This window comes from Sphingopyxis sp. GW821-FHT12C06 (assembly GCF_058807415.1).
In genome coordinates this window covers 427,030-452,718 of record NZ_JBXAQR010000005.1, presented here as the reverse complement: position 1 = coordinate 452,718, position 25,689 = coordinate 427,030, and the positions used below count along the sequence as shown (strand labels likewise).

Annotated in this window: 25 protein-coding genes; 11 read left to right on the top strand and 14 right to left on the bottom strand. The window is 65.0% G+C overall.

Annotation, left to right across the window (positions count from 1 at the left end; translation table 11 throughout):
- The first annotated feature begins 80 nt into the window (after positions 1-80).
- On the top strand, positions 81-617 hold the full coding sequence (gene ppa / locus AC1RRJ_RS17385; RefSeq protein ID WP_088473750.1) for an inorganic diphosphatase: 537 nt from the start codon (positions 81-83) through the stop codon (positions 615-617).
- Here ppa and AC1RRJ_RS17380 read toward each other — a convergent pair.
- The 5 genes from AC1RRJ_RS17380 to AC1RRJ_RS17360 all read right to left on the bottom strand — a co-directional run bounded on the left by AC1RRJ_RS17380 (position 614) and on the right by AC1RRJ_RS17360 (position 6,645).
- Entirely contained in the window at positions 614-1,555 is a 942-nt protein-coding gene (locus AC1RRJ_RS17380) for a mechanosensitive ion channel family protein (protein ID WP_493124912.1), read from the bottom strand. The two genes, ppa and AC1RRJ_RS17380, sit on opposite strands and share 4 nt — an antisense overlap.
- Positions 1,552-2,763 (bottom strand): cystathionine beta-lyase, encoded by a 1,212-nt coding sequence (gene metC / locus AC1RRJ_RS17375; RefSeq protein WP_493124910.1) that lies wholly within the window; start codon positions 2,761-2,763, stop codon positions 1,552-1,554. Before metC ends, AC1RRJ_RS17380 begins: the two co-directional genes overlap by 4 nt.
- Positions 2,764-2,783: 20 nt before the next feature.
- Entirely contained in the window at positions 2,784-4,118 is a 1,335-nt protein-coding gene (chrA, locus tag AC1RRJ_RS17370) for a chromate efflux transporter (protein ID WP_493124908.1), read from the bottom strand.
- A gap of 172 nt (positions 4,119-4,290) precedes the next feature.
- Positions 4,291-5,133 carry a 3-mercaptopyruvate sulfurtransferase gene (gene sseA, locus AC1RRJ_RS17365; RefSeq protein ID WP_493124906.1) on the bottom strand — a complete coding sequence of 281 codons (843 nt, stop codon included), beginning with the start codon at positions 5,131-5,133 and terminating at the stop codon, positions 4,291-4,293.
- A gap of 192 nt (positions 5,134-5,325) precedes the next feature.
- Positions 5,326-6,645 (bottom strand): hypothetical protein, encoded by a 1,320-nt coding sequence (locus AC1RRJ_RS17360; protein WP_493124904.1) that lies wholly within the window; start codon positions 6,643-6,645, stop codon positions 5,326-5,328.
- Between the two features lie 125 nt (positions 6,646-6,770).
- Between AC1RRJ_RS17360 and queF the strand changes: the two genes are divergently transcribed.
- Positions 6,771-7,241, top strand: coding sequence for a preQ(1) synthase (queF, locus tag AC1RRJ_RS17355; protein ID WP_493124902.1), 471 nt, complete (start codon positions 6,771-6,773; stop codon positions 7,239-7,241).
- A gap of 70 nt (positions 7,242-7,311) precedes the next feature.
- The gene (locus AC1RRJ_RS17350) at positions 7,312-7,722 is read left to right on the top strand and encodes an acyl-CoA thioesterase (RefSeq protein ID WP_493124900.1); all 411 of its coding nucleotides are present in this window, start codon (positions 7,312-7,314) and stop codon (positions 7,720-7,722) included.
- Positions 7,723-7,961: 239 nt separating this feature from the next.
- Here the strand turns inward: AC1RRJ_RS17350 and AC1RRJ_RS17345 are convergent, their stop codons facing one another.
- The 7 genes from AC1RRJ_RS17345 to hflK all read right to left on the bottom strand — a co-directional run bounded on the left by AC1RRJ_RS17345 (position 7,962) and on the right by hflK (position 15,553).
- Positions 7,962-9,248, bottom strand: a complete 1,287-nt coding sequence (locus AC1RRJ_RS17345; RefSeq protein ID WP_493124898.1) for a cytochrome P450 — start codon at positions 9,246-9,248, stop codon at positions 7,962-7,964.
- A gap of 53 nt (positions 9,249-9,301) precedes the next feature.
- Positions 9,302-9,748 carry a globin family protein gene (locus tag AC1RRJ_RS17340; protein WP_493124896.1) on the bottom strand — a complete coding sequence of 149 codons (447 nt, stop codon included), beginning with the start codon at positions 9,746-9,748 and terminating at the stop codon, positions 9,302-9,304.
- Positions 9,749-9,761: 13 nt separating this feature from the next.
- Positions 9,762-11,357, bottom strand: coding sequence for a helicase HerA-like domain-containing protein (locus AC1RRJ_RS17335; protein ID WP_493124894.1), 1,596 nt, complete (start codon positions 11,355-11,357; stop codon positions 9,762-9,764).
- A 71-nt stretch (positions 11,358-11,428) separates the two neighbouring features.
- A complete protein-coding gene (locus AC1RRJ_RS17330; protein ID WP_493124986.1) occupies positions 11,429-11,797 on the bottom strand; it encodes a VOC family protein in 369 nt (122 codons plus the stop codon).
- Between the two features lie 122 nt (positions 11,798-11,919).
- The gene (locus AC1RRJ_RS17325) at positions 11,920-13,416 is read right to left on the bottom strand and encodes a trypsin-like peptidase domain-containing protein (RefSeq protein ID WP_493124892.1); all 1,497 of its coding nucleotides are present in this window, start codon (positions 13,414-13,416) and stop codon (positions 11,920-11,922) included.
- A gap of 125 nt (positions 13,417-13,541) precedes the next feature.
- Positions 13,542-14,393: a protease modulator HflC gene (gene hflC, locus AC1RRJ_RS17320; RefSeq protein ID WP_088474453.1), complete on the bottom strand. Its 852-nt coding sequence runs from the start codon at positions 14,391-14,393 to the stop codon at positions 13,542-13,544.
- Positions 14,393-15,553 carry a protease modulator HflK gene (gene hflK / locus AC1RRJ_RS17315; protein ID WP_493124889.1) on the bottom strand — a complete coding sequence of 387 codons (1,161 nt, stop codon included), beginning with the start codon at positions 15,551-15,553 and terminating at the stop codon, positions 14,393-14,395. Before hflK ends, hflC begins: the two co-directional genes overlap by 1 nt.
- 91 nt (positions 15,554-15,644) lie before the next feature.
- Here hflK and AC1RRJ_RS17310 point away from each other — a divergent pair, with 91 nt between their 5' ends.
- The 7 genes from AC1RRJ_RS17310 to phbB all read left to right on the top strand — a co-directional run bounded on the left by AC1RRJ_RS17310 (position 15,645) and on the right by phbB (position 23,571).
- Positions 15,645-16,637, top strand: coding sequence for an Mrp/NBP35 family ATP-binding protein (locus AC1RRJ_RS17310; RefSeq protein ID WP_493124887.1), 993 nt, complete (start codon positions 15,645-15,647; stop codon positions 16,635-16,637).
- A 1-nt stretch (position 16,638) separates the two neighbouring features.
- Positions 16,639-17,061, top strand: coding sequence for a CoA-binding protein (locus tag AC1RRJ_RS17305; RefSeq protein WP_493124885.1), 423 nt, complete (start codon positions 16,639-16,641; stop codon positions 17,059-17,061).
- Positions 17,058-17,654 carry a hypothetical protein gene (locus tag AC1RRJ_RS17300; protein WP_493124883.1) on the top strand — a complete coding sequence of 199 codons (597 nt, stop codon included), beginning with the start codon at positions 17,058-17,060 and terminating at the stop codon, positions 17,652-17,654. The genes AC1RRJ_RS17305 and AC1RRJ_RS17300 overlap by 4 nt, the downstream gene beginning before the upstream one ends.
- A 48-nt stretch (positions 17,655-17,702) precedes the next feature.
- A complete protein-coding gene (locus tag AC1RRJ_RS17295) occupies positions 17,703-19,991 on the top strand; it encodes a xanthine dehydrogenase family protein molybdopterin-binding subunit (RefSeq protein ID WP_493124881.1) in 2,289 nt (762 codons plus the stop codon).
- The gene (gene hemH / locus AC1RRJ_RS17290) at positions 19,988-20,986 is read left to right on the top strand and encodes a ferrochelatase (RefSeq protein ID WP_493124879.1); all 999 of its coding nucleotides are present in this window, start codon (positions 19,988-19,990) and stop codon (positions 20,984-20,986) included. The genes AC1RRJ_RS17295 and hemH overlap by 4 nt, the downstream gene beginning before the upstream one ends.
- 94 nt (positions 20,987-21,080) lie before the next feature.
- Entirely contained in the window at positions 21,081-22,745 is a 1,665-nt protein-coding gene (locus AC1RRJ_RS17285) for a DUF1963 domain-containing protein (RefSeq protein ID WP_493124877.1), read from the top strand.
- A 103-nt stretch (positions 22,746-22,848) separates the two neighbouring features.
- Positions 22,849-23,571 carry an acetoacetyl-CoA reductase gene (gene phbB / locus AC1RRJ_RS17280; RefSeq protein ID WP_493124875.1) on the top strand — a complete coding sequence of 241 codons (723 nt, stop codon included), beginning with the start codon at positions 22,849-22,851 and terminating at the stop codon, positions 23,569-23,571.
- A 46-nt stretch (positions 23,572-23,617) separates the two neighbouring features.
- On the opposite strand, the gene AC1RRJ_RS17275 is transcribed toward phbB, so the two are convergent.
- Positions 23,618-24,376: a helix-turn-helix domain-containing protein gene (locus AC1RRJ_RS17275; protein ID WP_493124873.1), complete on the bottom strand. Its 759-nt coding sequence runs from the start codon at positions 24,374-24,376 to the stop codon at positions 23,618-23,620.
- Between the two features lie 113 nt (positions 24,377-24,489).
- Here AC1RRJ_RS17275 and AC1RRJ_RS17270 point away from each other — a divergent pair, with 113 nt between their 5' ends.
- Positions 24,490-24,720 carry a ribbon-helix-helix domain-containing protein gene (locus tag AC1RRJ_RS17270; RefSeq protein WP_493124871.1) on the top strand — a complete coding sequence of 77 codons (231 nt, stop codon included), beginning with the start codon at positions 24,490-24,492 and terminating at the stop codon, positions 24,718-24,720.
- Here the strand turns inward: AC1RRJ_RS17270 and AC1RRJ_RS17265 are convergent.
- Positions 24,717-25,574 carry an ATP-grasp domain-containing protein gene (locus AC1RRJ_RS17265; RefSeq protein ID WP_493124869.1) on the bottom strand — a complete coding sequence of 286 codons (858 nt, stop codon included), beginning with the start codon at positions 25,572-25,574 and terminating at the stop codon, positions 24,717-24,719. The two genes, AC1RRJ_RS17270 and AC1RRJ_RS17265, sit on opposite strands and share 4 nt — an antisense overlap.
- Positions 25,575-25,689 lie beyond the last annotated feature (115 nt).

Genomic DNA, 25,689 nt, shown 5'->3' with positions numbered 1-25,689 from the left:
GCTTTCATCGGTTCGCGTCTCGACTTCGCGCGATGCGAGCGGCTAAGGGGCGTCCGATTCAAAGCACAAAGGATTCTCCCATGCGTATCGACCTGATTCCCGCCGGTGACAGCCCGCCCGACAGCCTGAACGTGCTGATCGAAGTGCCGATCGGCGGCGAGCCGGTGAAATATGAGTTCGACAAGGCTTCAGGCGCACTGTTCGTCGACCGCTTCCTGCACACGCCGATGCGCTATCCCGCCAATTATGGCTTTGTCCCGCACACGCTGGGCGAAGACGGCGACCCGCTCGACGCGCTGGTCGTCGCGCGTTCGCCGATCATCGCCGGCGCGGTGGTCAAGTGCCGCCCGATCGGCGTACTGTTGATGGAAGATGACGCCGGTGGCGACGAGAAACTGCTCTGCGTCCCCGTCAACAAGACCTTCCCCTATTATTCGGAAGTCACAAGCTACACCGACATGCCGCCGATCGTGATGCAGCAGATCGAGCATTTCTTCACCCACTACAAAGACCTCGAACCCGGCAAATGGGCGAAGCTCAACGGCTGGGGCGACGTCGATGAAGCCAAGCGCATCATCGTCGAGTGCATCGAGCGCGCGAAGAAGGTCGGCTTCTAATCCACCTTTCGGGGCGCTGCGACTTCGTCCGGCGCCCCGACCAACCGCACATCCTGTCGCGGATAGGGAATGACGATCCCTGCATCCTGAAATTTGTCCCAGATGCCTAGAAACATGTCGCCCTGAATATTGCCGAGCCCGGCTTCGGGGTCCGAAATCCAGTAACGCAGCTCATGCTCGACCGCGCGTTCGCCAAAGGCTGTGATCCACACCACGGGTTCGGGATCCGCGAGGATGCGCGGATTGGCCTTTGCCGTATCGACAATCAGCTTCTGCGCGAGCCGCAAGTCGCTCTCATAGGCAACCGGAATGCGCATCCGCACGCGGACCTCGCGGCTCGAATAGCTCCAATTTTCGACCGGCTGGGTCATCAGCAATTCGTTCGGGATCAGATGCTTCTTGCCGTCACGCGTCACCACGCTGACCGCGCGCACCCCGATCTTAGCGACGCGGCCGACGTTCGGAATCCCGTTGAGCGCCGCCGATCCGCCCATGCTGCTGCCATCGCCAACGACGATCACATCGCCGGGCTTGATCGAGCGATCCATCAGCAGGATGATCCCCGCGATCAGATTGCCGACGGTCTTTTGCAGCCCGAAACCGATCGCGAGGCCCGCGGCGCCCGAGAAGACGGCAAGCGCGGTGAGGTCGATGCCGAGCAGGTCGATGCCGAACAGCAAAGCAAAGACGAACAGCGCGATCGCGATCAATTTCTCGGTCAGCAGCCGCTGGGTATCGTCGATCTGGGTGTTGCGGCGGAGCAGCCATTTGATCGCGCGCATGGTCAGCTTGACCGCGAGATAGAGCAGCACCGCGACGATGATCGCCGAGAACAGCCCATAAAGCGACAGCCGCGACGAGCCGACGTCGAGCCCGATCGTCTGCATCGCCTCGATCGTCCGCGTGATCCCTCCGCGCAGGTCGGCCGAAATGTTCATCCCGCCATCACCGCAAAGCCGCGTTCAAGGTCGGCGATCAGATCGGCCGGATCCTCGAGCCCGATCGACAGGCGAACGAGCGGATCGGGGTCGGACCATGCCGTCGCGGTGCGGATGCTCGCGGGGTCGCTCGGCACGACGAGGCTTTCGTAGCCGCCCCAGCTGAATCCGATGCCGAAATGCTGCAATGCGTCGATGAAACGCGTACGCGCGGTCTCATCAACGCCCTTCAGCGTGAAGCCGAACAGGCCGCTGGTGCCGAGGAAGTCGCGCGACCAGATCGCATGGCCGGGATCGCCGGGCAGCGCGGGGTGGAGGACGCGGGCAACCTCTGCCCTGCCCGCAAGCCAGTTCGCGACCTTCAGCCCGTTCTCGCCATGCCGCGCCATCCGCACATCGAGCGTCCGCAGGCCGCGGAGCATCAGCGCGCAATCGTCGGGCGAGACCGCGTGGCCGAGCTGATAGCTTGCCTGCCGAAGGCGCGGCCACACCGCTTTGGTCGCGGTCAACGATCCCATCATCGCGTCCGAATGGCCCCCGACATATTTGGTCAGGCTCATCATCGTCACATCGATGCCCTGCGCCCGCGCGGGAAAGAGCAAGGGCGTCGCCCAGGTGTTGTCGAGCATCGTCAGCACACCGCGCGCGCGCGCTGCCGCGACGATCGCGGGGACATCCTGCACCTCGAAGGTCAGGCTGCCCGGCGATTCGAGGAAGATCAGCTTCGTTGCGGGAGTGATCAGGTCGGTGATGCTCGCGCCGACCAGCGGATCATAATAGGTGGTTTCGACGCCATAGCGCGCGAGCATCCCGTTGCAGAAGGTCCGCGTAGGCTCATAGGCGCTGTCGACCATCAGCAGATGATCGCCCGGCGCCAGCAAGGCGAGCAGTCCCGCCGTGATCGCCGCGACGCCCGATGGATAGAGCAAAGTCCCTTCGGCCCCCGGCTCCATCCCGGTCAGCGCATCGGCGAGCGCCCACACCGTCGGCGTCCCGCGCCGACCATAGTAAAGCTGGTCGTGCGTCGCATGGCCGCGCGCCTTCATATCGGCGATATTGTCATAGAGGATCGTGGAGGCGCGCCACACCGGCGGATTGACGACCCCGCCGCCGAGGCGCGGGTCGCCGGTCCATTCGGGCCGGCGCCCGCCCTGCACCAGCCGGGTCGCGGGGCGGAGTGGATCGTCGCTATGCTTGTCTTTGCTCATCCGCCCCTGTTAGCGTCGGGTCAGACAAAATCCAGCAGCAAGCCCAGTCCCGCGCACAGCGCGAGCATCGGGATGATCCCCCAGCGAAAGCGGAAGAGCAGTAGCGCGGCGAGGATAGCGAGCCCTAGCGCATCCCATTGCACGCTCGCCAGCACCGGCATCTGGACACTGACCGCCCCCCATTCGACCGCTACCAACCGCCCGAACAGCACATGCAACGCGAACCACAAAGACAGGTTGGCGATCACCCCGACGACGGCGGCGGTCACCGCCGCGAGCGCGCCCTTCAGTCCGGCGGCGCGCTCCATGCGGTCGATCCACGGCGCAAAGGTGAAAATCCACAGAAAACATGGCGCAAAGGTCACCCACAGGGTCAGCCCGGCGCCAAGCAGCCCGGCGACGAGAGGGGTGAAGGGTGCGGCGTCGCGATAGGCGGCGAGGAAGCCGACGAATTGCGTAACGAGGATCAGCGGCCCGGGGGTCGTTTCGGCAAGCCCCAGCCCGTCGGCCATTTCGCCCGCGGACAGCCAGCCAAAGCCCGTCACCGCCTCCTGCGCCATATAGGCGAGCACGGCATAAGCCCCGCCGAAGGTCACCATCGCGAGCTGCGAGAAAAAGACGCCAATGTCCCACAACACATGCCCGCGCCCCAGCGTGACGAGGATCAGCAGCAGCGGCACCGCCCAGATCGCCCCCCATTGGACGATCGCCTTGACGCTGTAGCGCCACGGCGCGGGTTCGGACGATGCAGCGGCCGGTGGGACGCCGCCCTTAAGGCCGAGCCACGCCGGGCGCCAGCGCGCAGCGGCATAGCCGACGAGCAACGCCGCGAGGATCACCAGCGGAAAGGGCAACGCCAGCACCGCGATTCCGACCAGCGCCGCGACCGCGATCGCGCGCTTGAGCGGGGTCGTCAGCGCGCGGCCACCGATGCGCAACAGGGCTTGGACGACGATCGCCAGCACCGCCGCCTTGATCCCCAAAAAGATGGCGGAAAACCAGTCGAGATTCGCCGCGACGACATAGAGCATCGCGAGCAATGCCATCACCAGCGCACCAGGCAGGATGAACAGCAATCCCGCGACGATCCCGCCGCGCGTCCCGTGCAATTTCCACCCGATCCACGTCGCGAGCTGCTGCGCCTCGGGCCCTGGCAACAGGTGGCAGAAATTCAGCGCGTGGAGGAATTGATCCTCCTCGACCCAGCGCAGCTCGTCGACGAATTCTCGGTGCATCAGCGCGATCTGCCCCGCCGGGCCACCGAAGCTGAGGCAGCCGACGCGCGCATAGACGCGGGTGGCTTCGGCGAAAGTCGGCCGGGAAAGGGGTCGGGATTCGTCAGGCAAGTCGGTCATGTGCAACACTTTCCCATCCGGCAACGCCGGTTGAAAAAGCAACGCTTGGGCATGGATCTGCCCACGCCTGACCGGGAGGTTGCCTCGCCCCGATGCAATACGCCTAACGCGGTGCACCGGGGCGGAGCAAGCAAGAAAAAAGCGCGCGGCCGCAAAGCCGCGCTTTCGGGCGTCAGGCCGCGCCGGTTGCTTTCGGGGTTGCCGGATCGGCGCCCCATTCGGTCCAGCTGCCGTCGTAAACCGCGACATCTTCCTTGCCGAGCAGATGCGCGCCAAAGGCAACGACGGTTGCGGTCATGCCGCTGCCACAGGTAGTGACGAGCGGCTTGTCGAGGTCGACCCCGGCGGCGTCGAACGCAGCCTTCAGTTCATCGCCCTGCTTCCAGGTGCCGTCGGCGTTGAACAGGTTGCTGTGCGGCAAGCTGCGCGAACCGGGGATATGGCCGGGGGCCATGCCCGCGCGCGGATCACGCTCCTCGCCGGTGAAGCGCGCGGCGGGGCGAGCGTCGACGACCTGTTCGGCGCTGCTGGAGACATTCGCCAGCATCTCGTCCTTGGTGCGCACGGCCTTGGCATCGCGCCACACGGTGAAGTGACGGTGGCGCAGCGTCTGCTTGCCCATCTCGAGCGCGCGCCCTTCGGCCTTCCACTTGGCGAGGCCGCCGTCGAGCAGCGCAACATCATGCGCACCGAACAATTTGAGCAGCCACCACGCACGTGCCGCACTCTTCAGCGGGCTGTCGTCATAAATTACGATACGGCTACCGTCGCCGAGACCGAGCGACTGCATACGGCTGGCGAATTTTTCGGCCGGTGGTGCCATATTCTCTACACTGGCGTTGGCGTCGGCGAGTTCGGCCAAGTCCATGAACACGGCGCCCGGTATGTGGCCCGCCTCATATTCGGCGCGCGCGTCGCGATCGGTCCCGGCCATGAATTTCGTCGCATCGACCACCCGCAGGTCCGATGCCCCCAGTTCGCGTTCCAGCCAGTCGGTTGAGACCAAGGCGTCCATGTCATGCTCCTGTTACGATCCGACGGCGGAACCCGGCCCTTCCTGTCCCCGCCCGTCGGCCATCCTGCTGTGGCTTTGGGGTTTTGCCCCCACTTGTTTTGCGGGGGGAAGTTGCCAGCCTATGCCCCGCCTTGCCCTTTTTCAAGCGCAGCGACGCTGTGCCTCAGCCGATGCTGCACTGCAACACAAAAGCTATTGCCTGCGCCGTACCGAGGTCGGGCGGGCGCCGGGCTCATCGATGGCCCAGGAAAGCCGATCGAGCGGCAGCGGCGCCAGCTTGTCGCCCGCCCCGGGGGGCGGTGCGCGGCCGAGCACGAAACTGGCCGCGGACTGGCCAAAGGCGTCGCCCGTCCCGTCCCAATGATAGGTCACGTCGAACGCCAGTACCGGAATCAGCATCGGCTTGCCGCCGATCATCAGCGGTTCGATCGCGGCGCGCGGCAACATGACGTCGGTTGACACCCGATCGCTCTGACCGGGCGCGAGCATGATGTCGTCGCGCAGCACACTGCCGCCCGCACCGTCGAAGAAACGCATGAGCACCGCCTCGGGCATCGCCGATCCCTGGCCCAGCGCAATGCGGATCATCAGGCCGGTCGCGGCGACATTTCCCTCGTTGGTCAGGTCGAGTGTGAAACTGACCGCAACCTGATCGGCGGTGAGGCGGATCGCGCGAATCTGGAGCGACATCGCCACCAGCGCGCGCTCGTCATCGGTCGGCCGTGTGACGAGCGGCGAAGGTGTCGGCGACACTGTCACACCTGTATTTGCAGGGCGCGAAGCTGGTGTTGCAGGAGGGGGCGGGGCCGGAGTCGCGGTGCGCGGGACGGGTCGCGGCGCTTCGGGCACCGGCGCCTCAATTTCATCAGCGGGCGCCGTTTCCGCGAGGACCGGACGGCGGCGCCAATACCAGACGCCAGCGCCAATCGCTGCCAGCCCGACGAGCAGCCAGGCCCAGAGCGGGGTGTTGCCCTCGCCGCTCGCCGGCGCGGGCACCGGCGCGGCATCGTCCGACGGCGGCTGCGACGGCAAAGTCGTGGCGGGCGGAACGCTATTGTCCACGGGCGCCAGCTCCGCGCTATCGGGCGCGGGCGCGGCCGGCGCGGCGTTGTCTGCGGCAGGACCGGGAGCCGTGCGCTGGACCGGTGTCGTCGATGCGGGTGCTTCACGGCGAGTCGGCGCCGGAGCAGGCGTCGCCGTCGATGGTGCCGGCTGGGTCGGGGCAACCCGCGGCGGAGCAACCTGCGGGGCCGGCGCCGGAGTCGACTGCCCGCGGCGCTCGTTCGGCGCGAGCGGCGGCAGGCCATTGTCCGACGGCCCCTGCACGCCGGTCGGGCGGCCATCGTCGGCGGGAGGCAGGCGGAAATCGATCGAACGGCCGGAGGATGGCGCGGGCGCCGGTGTTTCTCCGCTCTGCGCCGATACCGGGGCGGGGCCCGCCAGCGACAGCGCAAGCGCGGCCAGCGGCAGCCCGGCCACCCTGCTTCCCTGCACCCAATGCCTGTTTGTCATTCTTCGTCCGCGATCCCGAATAGCTTCAACTGGCTCAGTCCCGCTGAATTGGCGCTGAACCCGGCCCGATGTCATTCGATCATCTTGACGATGACATCGGCCGCGCTGGGCACTAGACGAAAGCCATGAGTGATTCCAGCCATCCCCCGCTGGCGCCCAAGCATTTGGGCCGATCCAGCGACCTTCCCGCCTCGCCCGAGGCTGCCATTCTCGATTATGTGCCCAATCCGCGGGCCAGCGAGCTGTATCTCGTGCGCTTCGCCGCGCCCGAATTCACCTCGCTTTGCCCGGTGACCGGCCAGCCCGATTTCGCGCATCTCGTCATCGATTATGCTCCCGGCGAAACGATCGTCGAATCGAAAAGCCTCAAGCTGTTCCTCGGCAGTTTCCGCAACCATGCTGGCTTTCACGAAGATTGCACCGTGGGCATCGGCCGCCGCCTGTTCGACGAGATGCAGCCGCGATGGCTGCGAATCGGTGGTTACTGGTATCCGCGCGGCGGCATTCCGATCGACGTTTTCTGGCAGTCGGGCGCGCCGCCCGAAGCTTTGTGGCTCCCCGACCAGGGCGTCGCTTCCTATCGCGGGCGCGGATAACCGGTGATTTCAACAAACTTTGTTGAATTTCATCTTTCCGTCACGAAATGTTGACACTAGTGTCAACATTATGAGCAGCGTTTCCCTTCCACACGACCATGCGATCGCCGTCGGCGCCGACCAGATCGATTTCATGGGCCATGTGAACAACGCCCATTATCTGAGCTGGGTGCAGGAAGCGGTACTCGCCCACTGGCGCCACATCGCGCCGCCCGAAGCGGTCGCGGCGCATCTGTGGGTCGCGCTGAAGCACGAGATCACCTATCGCCGCCCCGCCTTCCTCGACGACCAGGTCATCGCGACGGTGATCCTCGAAAAAGTGCAGGGCGCGCGCGCCTTTTACGAAACGATCATCAAGCGCGGCGAGGATGTGTTGGCCGAGGTCAAATCGAGCTGGTGCTGCATCGACGCCGCAACATTGCGTCCGGCACGGCTGGCGAGCGACGTCGTTGCGAGCTTCTTCCCGGCCGAGAAGGTCTGATCACCCCAAAAGACAGGCCTTGGGGCGGTTCGCTGCCACAGCCTCCCCACTCTTCTTCACCCCGGACTTGATCCGGGGTCCAGAAGGCGAGCGCTGCGATGGATCCCGGATCAAGTCCGGGATGACGATACAGGGTCGAATATCCATCGCCGCGGGGGCCGCGGGCAAATTTGCGCATCATCTCTGGCTGCCCCGCCTTCGCGGGGCGACGATTTAGGGCGGGGCTCGACGCCTCTTCGCTAGGCCACCTCGAACCGGATCGGCAGGCGCTTCAGCCCGCCAACAAACACCGATTCGACGCGCGCCGGCTCACCCGCCAGTTCGACGCTCTTCAACCGCGGGAGCAATTCCTCCATCAAAATCCGCATTTCCATCCGCGCGAGATGCTGGCCGAGACAGACATGCGCGCCGAAGCCGAAAGCGATCTGCTGATTCTTCTCGCGGTCGGGGTCAAAGGTGAAGGGATCGGCGAATACCGTCTCGTCGCGGTTGGCCGAAACATAGTTGAGCATCACCCAGTCGCCTTCGCGGATCGTCTGTCCACCCACCTTGACGTCAGCCTTCGCGCTGCGCATGAAGTGCTGCACCGGGGTCGTCCAGCGGATCGCCTCCTCGATCAGCCCCGCCTTGTCGCTGCCCGCATCGCGGAAACGCGCGAACAATTCCGGATTTTTCGCCAACTCCATCATCGCGCCTGCGGTCGACGCACTCGTCGTGTCGTGCCCCGCAGTCGCGACGATCATATAATAGCCTGACATTTCGCGGTCGGGGATTTGTTCACCGTTGATCGTCGCGTTGGCAATGACCGTCGCAATATCCTCGCGCGGGTTGGCGCGGCGGTCGGCGGTCAGTGCGGCGAAATATTGGGTGAAGTCGGCGATGACATAATCGAGCATCGCGATCGCCTGCTCGACGCTGGTGATCGCCTCCCGGCTCCGGTTGAGTTCAGGGTCGGTCGATCCGAAGAGCTGCTGCGTCAGCATCAGCATCCGCGGCTCATCCTCCGCCGGAACCCCCAAAATGTCCATGATGACGCGCAGCGGATAATGCGCGGCAACGTCGCGCGCGAAATCGCACTCCCCGCCCAGCGACAACATATGGTCCACCGTTTCGCACGCGATTTGCCGAACGCGCTCTTCGACGATCTTCAGATTCTTCGGCATGAACCAGCTCTGGGTCAGAAGCCGGTATTTCATATGGTCTGGGGCATCCATCTGGACCAGCGAGCGAATCAGATGGCCGTCATTGTTCGGCGTCGCCGCGCGCGCCAATGCCTCACCATCGCGGTTGGTCAGCACCGTCGGGCGGATGCCGTTCGCAAAATTCTGCGGATCGCGGCTGATCGCCATGATGTCGGCGTGGCGTGTCACGAGCCAGAAAGGGTCGTGATCGGGATTCTCCGCGACCGCGAGCGGCGCATTGGCGCGCGCCCAGGCCAGCTGCTCGTGCAGCGGATTCCAGTGGCCGTAAGCGACGGGGTCGACGACGGCAGCGGCTACCTCTCCAGGCAATATAGGTTTTACCATGCAACGAAGCTGCCGCAATTTGCGAGCAGAGTCGAGCCGTCAGAAACGGCAGGTCAACCGGCGGTCACCGGGTCGGGCAATGCCGCCTGCCACTCGGCGCGGGCGCGGCGAATCATCGCTTTCAGCTCATCGGCGCGGTGCTGCCAAGCGGCGGCGCAGCCATCACTCCACGCGGCCCCCGCTGCGGCGCCCAGCTCGACCACCGTCATGTCGATGAAGGCGTCATATTCGCCGATCGGCAGCGGCCCGTAGGCGCGGTGGGTGTGCACCAACTCGGTCACCAGCGGCCACACCCAGCCCTCGCCCTTCGCGAGGCCGAACATCATTTGGAGCGTTTCGTCGGTCATCCGCCGCGACGAGGCATCGACGACCATGAAGCTCGCGCGCCGATCGGGAAAGGCCGCGAAGAAGCGGTCGAATAAGGCGTGGCGAATATCGATGCCCGCGTCAGCGAGGGCCGCAAGGCTCGTCTCCATCAGCGCGGCATCACCTTCGCTCATGCGGCGACTGCGCTCATTTGAACAGGCTGCCAAGCAAGCCGCGCATCAATTGGCCGCCGAATTTCCCGGCGACCTGACGGCCAAGGTTAGTCGCAGCGGAACGCGCCGCCGATTCGACCATCTTTTCGGCAAAGCTGGGCTTGGCAGCTTCGCGCGCCGCCGCCTTTTCCTGTTGCAGCCGCGCGCGTTCTTCGATGACCTTTTGCTTCGCCTCTTCCTTGGCGGCGATCGCGGCCTGCTTGTCGGCCTCAATCTGCGCCTTGGCCTCGACCGCAGCGGCCTGCGCCTGATCGGCCTTGGCGGCGAGCAGCTCCTCGGCGCTCTCGCGATTGACGACCGTGTCATATTTGCCCTCGACGGGCGAAATCGACTTGATGATCGCACGCTCCTTGGCGTCGATCGGCCCGGCGCGCGAGCAGGGCGGCTTGATCAGCGTGCGCTCGACCGGCGACGGCGCGCCATCGGCCATCAACAGCGACACCAAAGCCTCGCCGACCTTCAGCTCGGTGATCTCGCGCGCGACATCGACCTTGGGGTTCGGGCGGAAGGTGTCGGCGGCGGCCTTGACTGCCTTCTGGTCGCGCGGGGTGAAGGCGCGCAGCGCGTGCTGGACGCGGTTGCCAAGCTGACCCGCGACATCCTCGGGAATGTCGATCGGGTTTTGCGTCACGAAATAGACGCCGACACCCTTCGACCGGATCAGACGCACCACCTGTTCGATCTTGTCGGTGAGCGCAGGCGGAGCGTCGTCGAACAGCAGATGCGCCTCGTCAAAGAAGAAGACGAGCTTGGGCTTTTCGGGATCGCCCACCTCGGGAAGCGTCTCGAACATTTCGGACAGCAGCCAGAGCAGGAAGGTCGCGTAAAGCTTGGGGCTCGCCATCAGCTTGTCGGCGGCGAGAATATTGACATAGCCGCGCCCGTTCTCGTCGCACCGGATCATGTCCATGATGTCGAGCGCGGGTTCGCCAAAGAAATTGGCGCCGCCCTGGCTTTCGAGCGTCAGCAACTGACGCTGGATCGTGCCGACTGTAGCCTTCGACACATTGCCATATTTGGTCGTCAGTTCGGCGGCATTTTCGGCGCACCAGGTGAGCATCGCCTGCAAGTCGCCCATGTCGAGCAGCAGCAGATTCTGCTCGTCGGCGATACGAAACGCGATCGCGAGAACGCCTTCCTGCACTTCGTTGAGCCCCATCAACCGCGCAAGCAGCAGCGGCCCCATTTCGGAAATCGTCGTGCGGACGGGGTGTCCTTGCTCACCGAACAGGTCCCAGAAAATCACCGGATTGTCGCGATAGGTCCATTCGCTGTCGCCGATCTCTGCGGCGCGCGCAGCGAAAATCTCGTGCATCTTCGACGTCGGGCTGCCCGCCATCGCCATGCCGGCAAGGTCGCCCTTTACGTCGGCGACGAAGACCGGAACGCCAACCGCCGAAAAGCCTTCGGCGAGCCCCTGCAAGGTCACCGTCTTACCGGTACCGGTCGCGCCGGCGATGAGCCCGTGGCGGTTCGCGCGCTTGAGCACGAGCGACTGTCGCGGTCCGTCGGCCGCTCCGCCGCCGCCCAGACCGATATAAATCTCGCTTGCCGTGCTGACGTCGCTCACCCGCTGTCCTCCGCTCTGAAACCTGTTCTCAAGGTCTAGAGCGGAGGGGCAGGAAATCAAGCGACGCGCGCTCAGCCCATGATGAAGGCGTTGAGCTTGTTGCCGTCGAGGTCGCGGAAATAGCCGGCGTAAAACCCCTCGCCGCGCGGTCCGGGAGGACCTTCGCACGTCCCGCCATGCGCCAACGCGATGTCATACAGCCGCTGGACCTGCTCCTTGTCCTTCGCCGCCAGCGCGACCATCACACCATTGCCGACGCTCGCCGCATTGCCGTCGAACGGCTTGGTCAGACCGATCCCGGCGCCGCCATCAGGTTTGCCCCACGCGATGAAGCCATCATAGTCCATCATCCGCGGCACGCCCAGTTCGGCGGCGAGCGCGTCATAAAAGGGCGCCGCCTTCGCCAGATCATTGGTGCCCAGCGTTACATATCCGATCATCATATCTCTCCCGACTCATTGTTGATGGAACATAATAGGAACAAATAACGCCCAGCGCAAAGAAAAAGGGCGCCGGACCCGAAGGTCGCGGCGCCCTTTCCTAAGGCTCGATTCGCGGGCGTTTATTTCTTAACGCGCACCGCGATGAAGGCCGACGGACCACCGCGGCGCAGGATTTCGAGCAGCACCGCATCACGGCCCGCCTTCTTGGCATCGGTGACGATCTTCGCGAGCGCATCGCTCGACGTCACCGGGGTCCGGTTGGCACTGAGGATCACGTCACCGCGGCGCAGGCCCTTGCGGCCGGCGTCGCTGCTGGCCGACGCGGCGCCGATCACCAGCCCCTTGGAACCGGTATCGACGCCGATCGAGCGCGCGATGTCCGACGTCAGCGGCTGTACGGAGAGGCCCAGTTCGTCCTGAACGACCTTGTCGGCAGTGCCGGTCGGATCTTCCGGCATCGTCTGTTCTTCTTCGGGATCGAAGTTGTTGCCGGCCAGTTCTTCCTCGGGCGGACGGGTGCCAACGACAGCATAGAGCGTCATCGCCTTGCCGTCGCGCATGACCTCGAGCGGAATGCGCGTGCCGGGCTTGGTGTTCGAGACGATGTACGACAGCGTCTGCTGCGGCGTGACATCCTTGCCATTCACCTTGGTCACGACGTCGCCGCGCTTCAGCCCGGCCTTTTCGCCTGCCTGCGCGGGTTCGACACGCTGGACAAACTCACCGCGATCTTTCGCGAGACCGAGCGCCGCGGCCAGATCCTCGTCGACCGGCGCAATACCGATGCCCAGATAGCCGCGCTCGATCTTCGCACCGCTGCGCAGCGACTCGATCACCGGGATCGCCGCATCGGCGGGAATCGCAAAGTTGACGCCGATGTTCGCGCCGACGGGCGAGATCAGCATATTATTGATGCCGACGACATTGCCCTGCAAATCGAACAGCGGGCCGCCCGAGTTGCCGCGGTTGATCGCGGTATCGGTCTGGATATAGCGGTCATAAGCGCCGCCCTGACCCAGATTGCGCTGAACCGCCGAGATAATCCCCGCGGTCACCGTCGAACCGAGGCCGAGCGGGTTGCCGATCGCGACCACCCAGTCGCCAACGCGCGCGGTGCTGCTGTCGGCAAATTTGACGAACGGCAGGCCAGTCGCGTCGATTTTCAGGAGAGCGAGGTCGGATGCCACATCGCGGCCGACGATCGTCGCCTTATATTCTTTTTGATTGGTCAGCGTCACCGTCACCTGGTTCACCGCCTCGCCACGCGGACCGCCCGAGATGACATGATTGTTGGTGACGATATAGCCGTCGGTGGAAATCAGGAATCCCGATCCGCCGCCCTGCTGTTCCTGCGTGATCGGCTCGCGCGTCCCGGCAAAGGGATTGAGCCGCACGCCCAGCGTGACTTCCTGCTTGGTCGAAATATTGACCACTGCGGGCTGAAGCTGTTCGACGAGGTCGGCAAAGCTCGCCGGCGCCCCGGCGCGCGGGACGCTCTTGGCGAACTCGCTGCGATCATTTTGCGCGACCTGCGCGCCGACCGGCGACTGGGTGACGAGCGCGAGTGCGGTGCCACCCACCAGCAAGGCCGAAGTGATGCCATATACATAACGCACGATCGCAAATCCTTTTCTCTTACGAAAACCTTACGGCCCCGGCGGCGGCTGTCTGCTAGTCTGTTGCTGAACGGCGATTGAACATGAACGACGGCCGTTCAACTTGTTCATCCACCATCCGGCGGTCAATTGCCTTTGAAACGCCTCAGATACTCATTGTCCGCCGACATGATGATCGACGTTCCGCCCTGGTTATTCTCACCCAGGAAGGTCTGGCGATAGCTCTGCATCGCCCGATAGAAATCATAGAAGTCGGGGTCTTTGCCGAAGCTGGCGGCATAGATGCGCGCCGCTTCGCCGTCGGCGCCGCCGCGGATGATCTGCGCTTCCTTCTGCCCTTCGGCACGGATCGAGATCGCCTCCTGCTGGCGCGCGGTCCGCATGCGGTTATATGCCGCCTCGAGCGTCGCGCCTTCGGGAAGGTCGGCGCGCTTGATCCGCACGTCGATGATCTCGGCGCCATATTTCTGCGCCTCGCGGTTCAGCGCGATCTGGATATTGTCCATCACCGCGCCGCGCTCGGGCGACAACAAAGTAGCAAAGGTACGCTTGCCGAGTTCGTTGCGCAGCGACGAGCCGAGGATCGTTGCAAGCTGTGCCTGCAACTTATCCTCGGTGCGGATCGCGGTGTACATGCGCACCGGATTGGTGATGCGGAAGCGCGCGAAAGCGTCGACCTGCAAGCGCTGCTGGTCGGTCGAGAGCACCTGCTGACGCTCCATGTTCACACCCAGGATCCGCTTGTCGATATACTGGATGCCATCGACGAACGGCATGCGCATGACGAGACCGGCACCCGATTCGCCGAACTGCTCGCCCTTTTTGTACATGTTGACGGTGCCCTTGATCTCACCGAAGCGCAGGATCAGCGCCTGCTTGTCTTCCGGGACGATCGCGAGCGTCGACGACAAGATCACCAGCAGCGCGACGAACGCGAAAAGCAGGCGCATCGGGTGGCGGAAAAGCGACTGGAACATCACTGGCCTCCCTTCGCGGCTTCGGCGGGCGCGGCAACGCGCTTCTGCACCTCGTTGAGCGGCAGATAGGGGGTAACCCCGCGCGCCTCGACGATCGTCTTGTCGACGTTCGACAATACATTCTCCATCGTTTCATAATAAAGCCGCTGCTTGGTCACGCCGGGCGCGAGCTTGTATTGCTCGTAAATCTTGTCGAAGGCCGAGGTGTCGCCGCGGGCGCGTTCAAGCACCTGCTGCTCATAGGCACGAGCGAGGTTGATCGCCGATTCGCGTTCCTGACGCGCCGCGGTGACTTCCTTGAACGCCTCGTCGACCTGCTTCGGCGGATCGACCTGACGGATCGCGATGCCCTGAATCATCACACCGGCGCGATACTGGTTGAGCAATTCCTGCATCCGCACCTGCACCTGCGCCTCGATCTCGACGCGGCCCGGGCCGATCGCCTGAACGAGGTCGAAATTGGCAACCGTCGCGCGCATCGCGCTTTCGGCGACTTCGCGGATCGTCCCTTCAGGGTCGGCAAGCTGGAAAAAGAACAGCTCGGGATCGCGGACCGACCAGCGGACCTCGTAGGCGAGGTCGACGATGCTCTGGTCGCGCGTCAGCACGAAATTCTCGTCGGTCGCATTGGGCGAACCGATCGCCATCGTGCGGATTGCGCGAACGTCTTCAAGGCGGATGCGCTCGATCGGTGCCGGCCAGGTGATTTTGACGCCCGGACCGACGGTGCGCGAATAGCTGCCGAGGCGCGTAACGACGCCTTCCTTTTCGGGCGGAACGATATGGAAAGACGAAAACAAAACCCAGATAACGACCGCCGCGAGGACGCCCCATTTCCAGAGACGCGCCGATTCGGGCAGATTCAGCCCGCCGCCACCGCTGCCGCCCGAACCCCCGCCGCCGAAGCCGCCGCGCCCTTTGCGCAGCAGCTCGTCAAGCGCCGAGGGACCGCGCGGCTTGCGCGCACGGTTGATGTCGATCGGATCGGGGGTCACCCACGGATTGCGCGGGCCGGGACGCTTGTCGCCATCACCATCGCCACCGCCCTTGCCGGGGCCGCTACCCCACGGGCTGTTCGCCATCGGACTCATCGTCCCGAAAAATCGCCGCAATCCCCCCGGGGCGCGGCGTCCCATGCTGCCTTCACTTTTATTGCTCATGGATGCTTTTATAAGGTCGGCGAGCGCGATTAACAGGGGGGCAAGCGAAAATGGCTGGCAATAGCCCGCGCGATGCCTATCTGCGCTGGGCATGACCAATTCCACCGCCGACATCGCCCGCCTGACCGCCGCCGCCGCCGAACTCAGCGACGGTCGTGCCTCGGGACTTCGCCTGCTCGACGACACCGGTACGCTCGCCGTCCTGCTCGACGTCACCGGCATCGCCGCCGAAGACCGCAAACCGCTCGAAGACAGGCTCCGCGCCGGCCTTCTCACCGAAACGGGCGTCAGCGAAGTCCGCATCGCGATGACCGCCGAGAAAAAGACGATGACGCTGATCGCGGTCGGCAGCGGCAAGGGCGGAGTCGGCAAATCGACCCTCGCCGCCAATCTCGCGGTCGCGCTGCACCGTCGCGGTCTGAAGATCGGGCTCGTCGACGCCGATATCTATGGTCCGTCGCAGCCCCGGCTGATGGACAGCGAAGGCGTGAAGCCCGAATCCCGCGGATCGAAACTCGTCCCCGTCCCCAACGCCTATGGCGTCCCGATGCTGTCGACGGGACAGATTGCGGCGCCCGGACAGGCGATCGCATGGCGCGGCCCGATGGCGGGCAAGGCGCTCGAACAACTCGTCGATGCGAGCTGGGGCGACATCAACACGCTGATCGTTGACCTGCCCCCCGGCACCGGCGACGTCCAGCTGACGATGATTCAGAAGCACAAGCCCGCGGGCGCGGTGATCGTGTCGACCCCGCAGGATCTTGCGCTGATGGACGCGACGCGCGCGATCAGCCTGTTCGAACAGGCCGATGTCCCGATCATCGGCCTCGTCGAAAATATGGCGGGCTATGCCTGCCCGCATTGCGGCGAGGTCAGCGACCCGTTCGGCAGTGGCGGTGCCGAAGCCGCGGCCGCGACGATGGGGCTCGACTTCCTCGGCCGCGTCCCGCTGTCGATGGGCATCCGCCTTGCCAGCGACGGCGGCGTACCGCCCGCCGCCGGAACCGACCCGGCGGGCGAGCCGTTCCATGCGATAGCGACGAAGGTCGCCGACTGGCTCGAGGCCCGCAAACAGGGGAAATAATATGGCGATCAACGACGAAGGCGACATCCGCGAGCTGCTGGGAAGCCCGCGCCGCATCGCAGTGGTCGGCGCCTCGCCCAACCCGGTGCGTGCCTCGAACGAGGTGCTCGGTTTCCTCATCGCGCAAGGCCATGACGCGATCGCGGTCAATCCCGGCCACGCCGGCAAAACCATCCACGGTGCACCTGTCGTTGCCACCCTGGCCAACGTCGAGCCGCCCGCCGAACTGGTCGACATTTTCCGCAACAGCGACGATGCCGGGGCTGCGGTCGATGAAGCGATCGTCCATGGCGCAAAGGCGGTGTGGATGCAGATGGGCGTCATCAACGACGCTGCGGCGAAGCGCGCCGATGCCGCCGGCCTGATGGTCGTCATGGACCGCTGCCCGATGGTCGAGATTCCGCGGCTCGGCTTGCTCCGGTGAAGACAGCCCTCGCTCTGCTCGCCGCGACGATGCTCGCGGGCTGCGCGACGACGCCCGTCCCCGCCACCCCGCAGGACGCCTTCTTCGCCGCACTCTCGGCGCGTTGCGGCCAGGCCTATGCCGGCACCCTCGCGAGCGATGAGGAAGCCGACGCCGGGATGCGCGGCAAGGCGATGGTGATGCACATCCGCAATTGCACCGCCGACCGCATCGAAATCCCGTTTCACATCGACGAGCTCGGCCCCGATGGCGGCTGGGACCGCTCGCGCACATGGGTCGTCACGCGCACGTCCACCGGCCTGCGGCTGAAGCACGACCATCGTCACCCCGACGGCAGCGCCGATACGGCAATCCTCTATGGTGGCGAAACCGCCGGCGCGGGCAGCCCGACGCGGCAGGTCTTTCCCGTCGACGCCGAATCGATCGCGATGTTCACCGCGACCGGGCGAAGCGTTTCGAACAGCAATATCTGGTCCGTCGAAACCACCGCCGACGGCTTCACCTATGGCCTGAACCGCGAAGGCCGACATTTCCGCGTCGTCTTCGACTATGACCGGCCCGTCACGCCACCGCCCGCACCTTGGGGCTGGTAGCGCGAAAGGCTTTGCCCTCACGACTCGCGCCGATTATCAGCGTCGGCGATGGCCGGCATTCGCGACATAGTGGGGAAAGATAAATCGCGCCTGCCGCATGTCAGCCGCCGTTCGCTGCTCGTCGGCACGACCGCCGCAGGTGGCCTCGCGCTGGCGTGGAGCGTCTGGCCGCGCGATTACCAACCCAATCTGACCGCCGCACCCGACGAGCATATTTTCAACGCCTTTCTGAAGATCGGCGACGACGGGCATATCAGTGCGATCGTGCCGCAATGCGAAATGGGCCAGGGCGTCACCACGCTGCTATCGCAGATCATGGCCGACGAACTCGGCGCCGACTGGCGCACCATCGCGGTCGAAACCGCGCCGATCAGCCCGCTCTACACCAACACATTGCTCGTCGACGCGGATAGCGCGACCTTCACCCCGCGCACCGGGGTTCCCGATTTCGTCACCGACGTGCGCAGTTGGACGCGCCGCGAATGGGCGGTGCGCAATGCGGTGATGCTCACCGCAAATGGTTCGTCAGTGCAGATGTTCGAAGAGCCGTGCCGAGCAGCGGCGGCACAAGCGCGTGCGCTGTTGATGATGGCTGCTGCCAGGCGCTGGGACGCCAATTGGGAAGACTGCGACACGCAGGGTGGCTTCGTCACCTTCGGCGCCAAAAAGCTACGCTTCGCCGACGTCGCCGCCGCCGCCGCGCTGCTCGAACCGCCGGCCGAGCCCGTCTATCGTTCCAACAGCGCCGACCCGCTCTACGGCAAGGAGCTGGCGCGGCTCGACCTGCCGGCCAAGATCGACGGGTCGGCCAATTATGCCGGTGACATCCGCCTGCCCGATATGGTGTTCGCGGCGATCCGTCAGGGCCCGCTCGGGGCGACACGGCTCAAAGGCATCGACCGCAAAGCCGGCATGGCGGCGCCCGGCTTACTGCATGTCGTCCAGCACGAACGCTGGGTGGCAACGGTCGCGCGCAACTGGTGGGCAGCGAACCGCGCACTCGATCGCTTCGCGCCGGTTTTCGAAACTACGGGCACGCCGATTTCGAGCGACCGGATCGACAAGGCACTGAAAACGGCAATGAAGGAAGATGCGTATCGCATCATCAGTGAAGGCGATGTCGCCGACGCGATGGACGGACGCACCCGGGTCGCCGCAGAATATGCCGTCGCCCCCGCTCTCCACGCGCCGATTGAAACACGCACCGCCACCGCTGCGCCCGACCGCGAGCGCATACGTGTCTGGGTTGCGACGCAAGCCCCCGCCCAGTGCCGCGCCGCGATCGCACGCGCGACCGGGCTTCCTGAATCGATGGTGACGCTATTCCCGATGATGGCGGGCGGCTCGTTCGACGCCTGCCTCGACCATAGCGTCGCGGTGCAGGCGGCGATCATCGCGCGACAGGTAAAGCGCCCGGTCCAGCTCACCTGGTCGCGCGCGGAAGAGATCATGCGCGACCTGCCCCGCGCCCCGGCGCGCGCGCGGATGACGGCGACGCTCAACGCCGCGGGCGGGATCGATGCACTGGTCGCGCGCATCGCCGTGCCATCGACCAACCATGAATTTCGCGACCGGCTGTTCGACAACACACCCGCCGACGTCGCCCAGCGCGCTGCTACGGGCAAAGCCGACGCCGTCGCGGTCGAGGGCGCGGCGAACATCTATGCTATCCCGCATGTCGCGGTCGATCATTGCCCCGCCGATATCGGCCTGCCAACGGCGCGCTGGCGCGGCAACGCCGACAGCTACACCGCTTTTTTCACCGAATCTTTCATCGACGAAATGGCGGCGCGCGCGGGGTCCGACGCGCTCTCCTATCGGATGGCGATGTTGGGGCAGGCGCCCCTGCTCGCGCGTTGCCTGCTCACAGCAACCAGCCTCGGCGGCTGGGAGGGCGGCCTGTCGGGCACCGCGCAGGGGCTTGCCTGCCATTCGATGCGCGGCAGCCATATCGCGCTGATGGCGACGGCGCGGCAAAGCGACAAGGGGCTACAGGTTGAGCAACTGGTCGCCGTCGTCGACGCTGGACGCCTCGTGAACCCCGCAATCGCGCGGCAGCAGATTGAGGGCGGGCTGATCTTCGGCCTAGCCGCCGCGGTTGGGGCAACGACCGACTATGAAGGCGGCATGGCCACCGCGCGCAAGCTCGGCCAGCTTGGGCTGCCGCGCCTGTCGCAATGCCCGCAAATATTGGTCGAATTTATCGATAGCGACCGCGACCCCGGCGCGCTCGGCGAAATCGGGGTGCCGGTCGTTGCCCCCGCAATCGCCAATGCGATGTTCGCCGCGACCGGCCGCCGCATCCGCCGCATCCCGCTATCCGAGCATCCCCTATGAACAACCTTCCTCCGTCGCACCCGCCGGTGGCGACGCCGCGCATCGGCGTGCTGCTGGTCAATCTGGGCACCCCCAACGCGCCCGACGCGCCGTCGGTACGCAAATATCTTGGCCAGTTCCTGTCCGACCGCCGCGTCGTCGAAATCCCGCAGATTCTGTGGCAGCCGATCCTGCGCGGGATCATCCTGACCACCCGGCCGAAGAAATCGGCGCATGCCTATCGGCAAATCTGGACCGATGCCGGATCGCCGCTCGCGGTGATTACCCGCGCGCAGGCCGACACGCTGCAAGCCGCATTCGGCGATGACGTGATGGTCGCACATGCCATGCGCTATGGCGATCCTGCGATCGGCAAGACGCTCGACACGATGATCGCGGCGGGGTGCCAGCGCATCCTTGTCGCGCCGCTCTATCCGCAATATTGCGGCGCGACGACCGCGACCGTCGTCGATGCGGCGAATACCCATCTCGGCCGGCTGCGCTGGCAACCGACGCTGCGTTTCCTGCCGCCCTATCATGACGATGCAGCCTATATCGGCGCGTTGAAAACATCGGTCGAAGCGGGTCTCACCGCGCTCGACTTCGTCCCCGACGTGCTGCTCGCAAGCTTTCACGGCATGCCCGAACGCACGCTGCACCTTGGCGACCCCTATCATTGCCAGTGCCGCAAGACCGCCCGACTGCTCTCCGACGCGCTCGGGCGGCCTATCGAGGTCGCCTTCCAGTCGCGCTTCGGCCGCGCCAAATGGCTCGAACCTGCAACCGACAATGTGCTGACCGATTTTGGAAAGTCCGGCAGGAGCGTCGCAATCTTCGCTCCCGGTTTCTCCGCCGACTGCCTCGAAACGCTCGAAGAGCTGGCGATTCGGGGCAAAGAACAATTCACCGCTGCGGGCGGTACGCACTTCGCCTATCTGCCCTGCCTCAACGATAGCGCGCCGGGGCAAAAGATGATCGAGACGCTGATCCGCCGCGAACTCGCCGGATGGCTTTGATTCCACGGCGGTTACTTCCTGTTTAGGACCTTTGTTTAGACTGGCGGCCACGCGGAAATGCCAAGGGGCGTCCGCGAAGGCATAAGGAGTAGCAATGAGCCAGATCCAGTCGGCAGCCCTGACGCTCGCCGGGGTGACGCTCGCCTTTCTGTTCGTCGTCTTTCTGGTGTTGCGCTGGCGCCGCAATGCCGCCGATCCGGGGCTGCCCAAGCGCGCCGGGACCCCCCGCCTGCCCCGCGACATCAGCCTGCCACGCCGGAACCGCGCGATGGAAGCACCGGCAGAAATCTCCCCTGCACGCCTCGCCCGCATCAGCGGAAAAACGCCGCTCGCCGTCCCGACCGAGGCCGCGCCCGAAACCGCTACCGACCTCCTTGTCGCCGAACGTCCGGCACCGCCCGCACCGCGCGAAGTCGAGCAGATGCTCGAAACGATCGTTGCACAAGTCGAGCAAGAGGCCGATCGGATCGAACCTGGCGACACTCGCGCAGTTGTGGTCCGCCTTGTCCCGCAAATTCCGCCGCGCGACGCCGCCCATCCGACAAGCTGGCTCGGCGGTCGCCCACGCCTCGATCGCGGCACGGCCTGGCCTGAGATTCGCGAAATCCCGGCGGTCTTTATCGCCCAGATCAGCTTCGCCGACCTGCCGCGCGACCTTTGGGACGGGCTTGGCCCGCGCAGCGGCGCCTTTGCCGTCTTCACCCATCCGCGCGACGGCGACATGGCGATCATCCCCGTCGCCGACCCGGGCGAGCCATCCAATCCGCCACGACCGCAGGACGATGCCGAACATTGGTTCACCCCGCGCGGCGCGCTGCATTTCGGCGACCTCAAACCGTTCAGCCAGTCGGGCGTCCCGGCTTGGCCGATCGACCTGGTCACGGTGCGTCCCGGCGACGCCGACCCGCGCGACGCCGAAACCGCGGACGATGCCCCCGGCGATCGCCTCTATCGTGCGGGCTATGACATAGCGGATCCCGCTTTCCATCCCTTTGACTGGGACCTGATGGTCGCGCTTGCCGAAATCCTCGCTATGCGCATCGAACGTTTCTGGCGCGATGTCGACAGCACGTCGCCAATTGCGGCGCAGCTCGCCCATGTGGAACGCCGGCTCGCCACACTCGATGCCGGCGGCGACGATCCGACGGACCGCGAGGAACTCGAAAATATGAGCGCGTCGCTCGGCGAACTCGTAGGCGCGACCGCAGCCGCGGCGGCGATGAACCGCAATGCCCGCGCCCGCGCCGAGGAAATTGTCGGGATCGTCCGCGACAGCGCGCACAAGGCTGCTTTCTCGCGAACCGACGCGGCGGCGGTCATGGAGGCGATGCGCGCAATCCGCTGGACCAAAATCCATCGGGCCCCCGACCCCGGCAATCGTCCGGGCGCCGAACGGATCGAAAGCCAGACATTGGCACTGACCCAGCATCATCCCGATGCGCCGCTGTGGGTCCATGACTATCACGATGCCTGGTTCGACCGTGCGCGACGCGCTTATGCCGCCGATCCGGACGCGCTTTCCGACGCCGCACGCGCGGTCGTCGAACCCTGGTGCCGCGAACTGGCCGCGCGCAGCGTGGGCAGCATCGGCAATCCCCCGGATGCCCATCCTGAAATACACGCGACCTTACTCGACTTGCCGTCGAGCGCGCTGATGGGCTGGGTGTTCGGCGACGCCGATCGTCTTGCTCTTGCGCTGCGCAAGGCCGACCTTGCCATGGGCCGTTTCGACCGGCCGGTCGCCCAATTCGGCATCTGACCCCGACCATCGAATAGCTTTGCGATTGACGTTCCGGTCAACTTGCGGCGCCCGGCGGCGCGCCCTAGTCTGGCGCCGAAAACTCTGTGGGAGAGCTTGATTTATGACACGCGTTGCAATCGTTACCGGCGGAACTCGCGGCATCGGAGAGGCAATCAGCCTCAAATTGAAGGAAGCCGGGGTCACCGTCGTCGCCAACTATGGCGGCAATGACGACAAGGCGCGCGCCTTCACCGAACGCACCGGCATCGCGGCGGCGAAATGGGATGTGGGCGACCATCAGGCATGCCTCGATAGCTGCGCGCGTATCGCCGAAGAGTTTGGCCCGGTCGACATCGTCGTCAACAACGCCGGCATCACCCGCGACGGCACCCTTGCGCGGATGAGCTATGGCGACTGGGACGATGTGATGCGCGTCAATCTGGGCGGCTGCTTCAACATGGCTAAAGCGACCTTTGGCGGCATGGTCGAGCGCGGCTGGGGCCGGATCGTCAATATCGGGTCGATCAATGGTCAGGCCGGCCAGTATGGTCAGGTCAACTACGCTGCCGCCAAGTCGGGAATCCACGGCTTTACCAAGGCGCTGGCGCAGGAAGGTGCCAAAAAGGGCGTGACCGTGAATGCGATCGCGCCGGGCTATATCGACACCGACATGGTTGCCGCTGTCCCGCCGCAGGTGCTGGAGAAGATCGTGGCGAAGATTCCGGTCGGCCGGCTTGGTCACGCCGAAGAAATTGCGCGCGGCGTGGCGTTTTTGTGCAGCGAGAACGCCGGTTTTGTGACGGGATCGACGATGTCGATCAACGGCGGGCAGCATATGTACTGACGAGCCAACGGGCACCCTCCCGCGTGGAACGGTGCCCGCCCGCTTGTCACCCGATCGTATAGCCGACCACTCTCCAGCTTTCGTTTTCCCACGCGAGCGAGAGGGTTTCGACCGCCTCCGCCCGGTTCGCATAGCTGGTTTTGAACTTCACGACCTGATAGCCATAGGGCGGCGCGGGCACATTTTCTTCGCTGACCAGTTTGCGCGACACGGCCGCACCGAGCGGCGTACGGGCCGATCGTGATGCATCAGCCCAAATGTCGCTAGTGTTGAGTGACTTGAACGACTGGCCGGTGGCGTTCCAGCTTCCGTTCCAATCCCCTGCATCGACGAGGGCGAGCCACTGCCGCGCAGACCGGACCGCAGCGGTTTCCGCCGCGGGCGTAGATGAGGCGGCAGGCTGTCCCGCGGCGGACGTCTCCGCGGTTCCGGATAGTGATGCAAGGGCAAGCATGGCAAGGCTGAATGACATAAGAATAGCTCCAACGATCCAGCTGGAAGGCCGCAACATGCGGGGCACCTCGGCTGGTGCCTGAAGCTCTTTCATGCCGATGACAGTCACAGCATCCCCCAAAGGCTTGCGCCCAGAAAATTCGGGGTCGGGATGTTCGATCTCGCGCAGTTGCCGGGCCGCCTCTCGGCTACTCGAAACCGCCATCTTGCGCCGCGCATCACGAAGCCGCTCGTTGACCGTGTGGACGGAAAGCCCCAGATGCCGGGCCATCGATTTCGCGTCATAGCCATGGGTCAGCAGGCGCAGCGTTTCCTTTTCCTTTTCGGTGAGTGACTGAAAATCTTGTGTCATTGCCTTGCCTGAACTCGCGCCCGATGCGCTGCCCCGTTTACGGAGCCGCGAAATTGCGAGCCACCCCAATTTAATTGTACCCGCATTGCCGGTACAGGCCGTAAACCGCCGATATGACGTCCACCTATCATCCCCCGGTCAAACGATCGGTGACCATCGCGGGTCACCCGACCTCGATCAGTCTTGAACCGATGTTCTGGGACGCGCTGGAGGCCGAAGCGGCACGGCAAGCGCTGCCGGTCAACGCACTGGTGGCGCGGATCGATGTCGAACGGATGGATGCCGACGATCCGCCCAACCTGACCTCGGCGATCCGGCAATGGCTGTGGCGGTTGCGAAACTAGATTGCCGCGTAAACCGCGTGCCCGAACGCCGCGCCATTGTCGGGAGCATGATGCAGGAACAGCGACGGTTCGATCAGTTCGAGTTCCATGATGTGCAGCAGCCCCGCCGCGTCGCCGACCATATCGACGCGCGCATAGACGGGTGGCGCTGGGGCCGCCGCGAGTGCTGCTACGGCCAGCGCCTGCGCGGCATCGCTCGCGCCCCATCGCGTCTCGCGCCCACCGAATTGTTCTTGCACACGGAAGTCGCCCGAAGCCGGGCGTTTGACGATCGCGTGGCTGAACTTGCCGGCGAAGAAGAAGAGCGAATATTCGCCCTCGGTCAATATGCCCGGCATCAGTGGCTGGACGAGTCGCCGCTGACCCTGCGCATCGGCGGGGATCGCATCGCCCGGCGCGATGCGGTGGGTGCCGTCGGCGCCGCCCGAGATCGCGGGTTTCACCACTACCTCTTCGGCGCCCAGCGCTGCGCGCGCTGCGGCGAGGCCCGCATCGTGGAGCGCAGCGACCTCGATCGTCGGCACCACCGCGACACCCTTGGCGCCGAGTTCCGCAAGATAGGCCTTGTCGCTGTTCCAGCGCAGTACCGGGACCGGATTAGCGACCGGCAGCGCTTCGGCCTCCAGCCGGTCAAGCAAAGCGTACCAGCGCGCGACGTCGCGCTGATAGCCCCAGGCGAAAAGCGGCAGGATCAGATCATGGCCCGCAAGGTCGCCGGGATCGGTCCACGTCCGTTTTTCGGTGACCAGCCCGGCCGCAGTCAGCGCCGCAGCCTTGCGTGCGAAGGCAGGGTGCCAGTTTTCCTCATAGTCTGACGCCGGGACGAGGATCGCGACGCGTGGCTGGTAGGGCATGGACTTCGATCGCCTTCTAAACCGTCATTGCGAGGAGCCGAGACAACGTGACAATCTCCAGCCAGCTTCCCGTCATGGGGCCCGCTGGAGATGGCTCCGCTCCGCTCGCAATGAC

Excerpts from the sequence above, each read along its gene's own strand:
- AC1RRJ_RS17330 (WP_493124986.1), bottom strand. The coding sequence starts at position 11,797 with ATGATCGGATATGTAACGCTGGGCACCAATGATCTGGCGAAGGCGGCG.
- AC1RRJ_RS17345 (WP_493124898.1), bottom strand. The coding sequence starts at position 9,248 with ATGGTAAAACCTATATTGCCTGGAGAGGTAGCCGCTGCCGTCGTCGAC.
- AC1RRJ_RS17305 (WP_493124885.1), top strand. The coding sequence starts at position 16,639 with ATGGCGATCAACGACGAAGGCGACATCCGCGAGCTGCTGGGAAGCCCG.
- AC1RRJ_RS17340 (WP_493124896.1), bottom strand. The coding sequence starts at position 9,748 with ATGAGCGAAGGTGATGCCGCGCTGATGGAGACGAGCCTTGCGGCCCTC.
- ppa (WP_088473750.1), top strand. The coding sequence starts at position 81 with ATGCGTATCGACCTGATTCCCGCCGGTGACAGCCCGCCCGACAGCCTG.
- queF (WP_493124902.1), top strand. The coding sequence starts at position 6,771 with ATGAGTGATTCCAGCCATCCCCCGCTGGCGCCCAAGCATTTGGGCCGA.
- AC1RRJ_RS17350 (WP_493124900.1), top strand. The coding sequence starts at position 7,312 with ATGAGCAGCGTTTCCCTTCCACACGACCATGCGATCGCCGTCGGCGCC.
- phbB (WP_493124875.1), top strand. The coding sequence starts at position 22,849 with ATGACACGCGTTGCAATCGTTACCGGCGGAACTCGCGGCATCGGAGAG.
- AC1RRJ_RS17380 (WP_493124912.1), bottom strand. The coding sequence starts at position 1,555 with ATGAACATTTCGGCCGACCTGCGCGGAGGGATCACGCGGACGATCGAG.
- AC1RRJ_RS17295 (WP_493124881.1), top strand. The coding sequence starts at position 17,703 with ATGGCCGGCATTCGCGACATAGTGGGGAAAGATAAATCGCGCCTGCCG.
- AC1RRJ_RS17265 (WP_493124869.1), bottom strand. The coding sequence starts at position 25,574 with ATGCCCTACCAGCCACGCGTCGCGATCCTCGTCCCGGCGTCAGACTAT.
- AC1RRJ_RS17360 (WP_493124904.1), bottom strand. The coding sequence starts at position 6,645 with ATGACAAACAGGCATTGGGTGCAGGGAAGCAGGGTGGCCGGGCTGCCG.
- chrA (WP_493124908.1), bottom strand. The coding sequence starts at position 4,118 with ATGACCGACTTGCCTGACGAATCCCGACCCCTTTCCCGGCCGACTTTC.
- hflK (WP_493124889.1), bottom strand. The coding sequence starts at position 15,553 with ATGAGCAATAAAAGTGAAGGCAGCATGGGACGCCGCGCCCCGGGGGGA.
- AC1RRJ_RS17310 (WP_493124887.1), top strand. The coding sequence starts at position 15,645 with ATGACCAATTCCACCGCCGACATCGCCCGCCTGACCGCCGCCGCCGCC.
- hemH (WP_493124879.1), top strand. The coding sequence starts at position 19,988 with ATGAACAACCTTCCTCCGTCGCACCCGCCGGTGGCGACGCCGCGCATC.
- AC1RRJ_RS17270 (WP_493124871.1), top strand. The coding sequence starts at position 24,490 with ATGACGTCCACCTATCATCCCCCGGTCAAACGATCGGTGACCATCGCG.
- AC1RRJ_RS17285 (WP_493124877.1), top strand. The coding sequence starts at position 21,081 with ATGAGCCAGATCCAGTCGGCAGCCCTGACGCTCGCCGGGGTGACGCTC.
- sseA (WP_493124906.1), bottom strand. The coding sequence starts at position 5,133 with ATGGACGCCTTGGTCTCAACCGACTGGCTGGAACGCGAACTGGGGGCA.
- AC1RRJ_RS17275 (WP_493124873.1), bottom strand. The coding sequence starts at position 24,376 with ATGACACAAGATTTTCAGTCACTCACCGAAAAGGAAAAGGAAACGCTG.
- metC (WP_493124910.1), bottom strand. The coding sequence starts at position 2,763 with ATGAGCAAAGACAAGCATAGCGACGATCCACTCCGCCCCGCGACCCGG.
- hflC (WP_088474453.1), bottom strand. The coding sequence starts at position 14,393 with ATGTTCCAGTCGCTTTTCCGCCACCCGATGCGCCTGCTTTTCGCGTTC.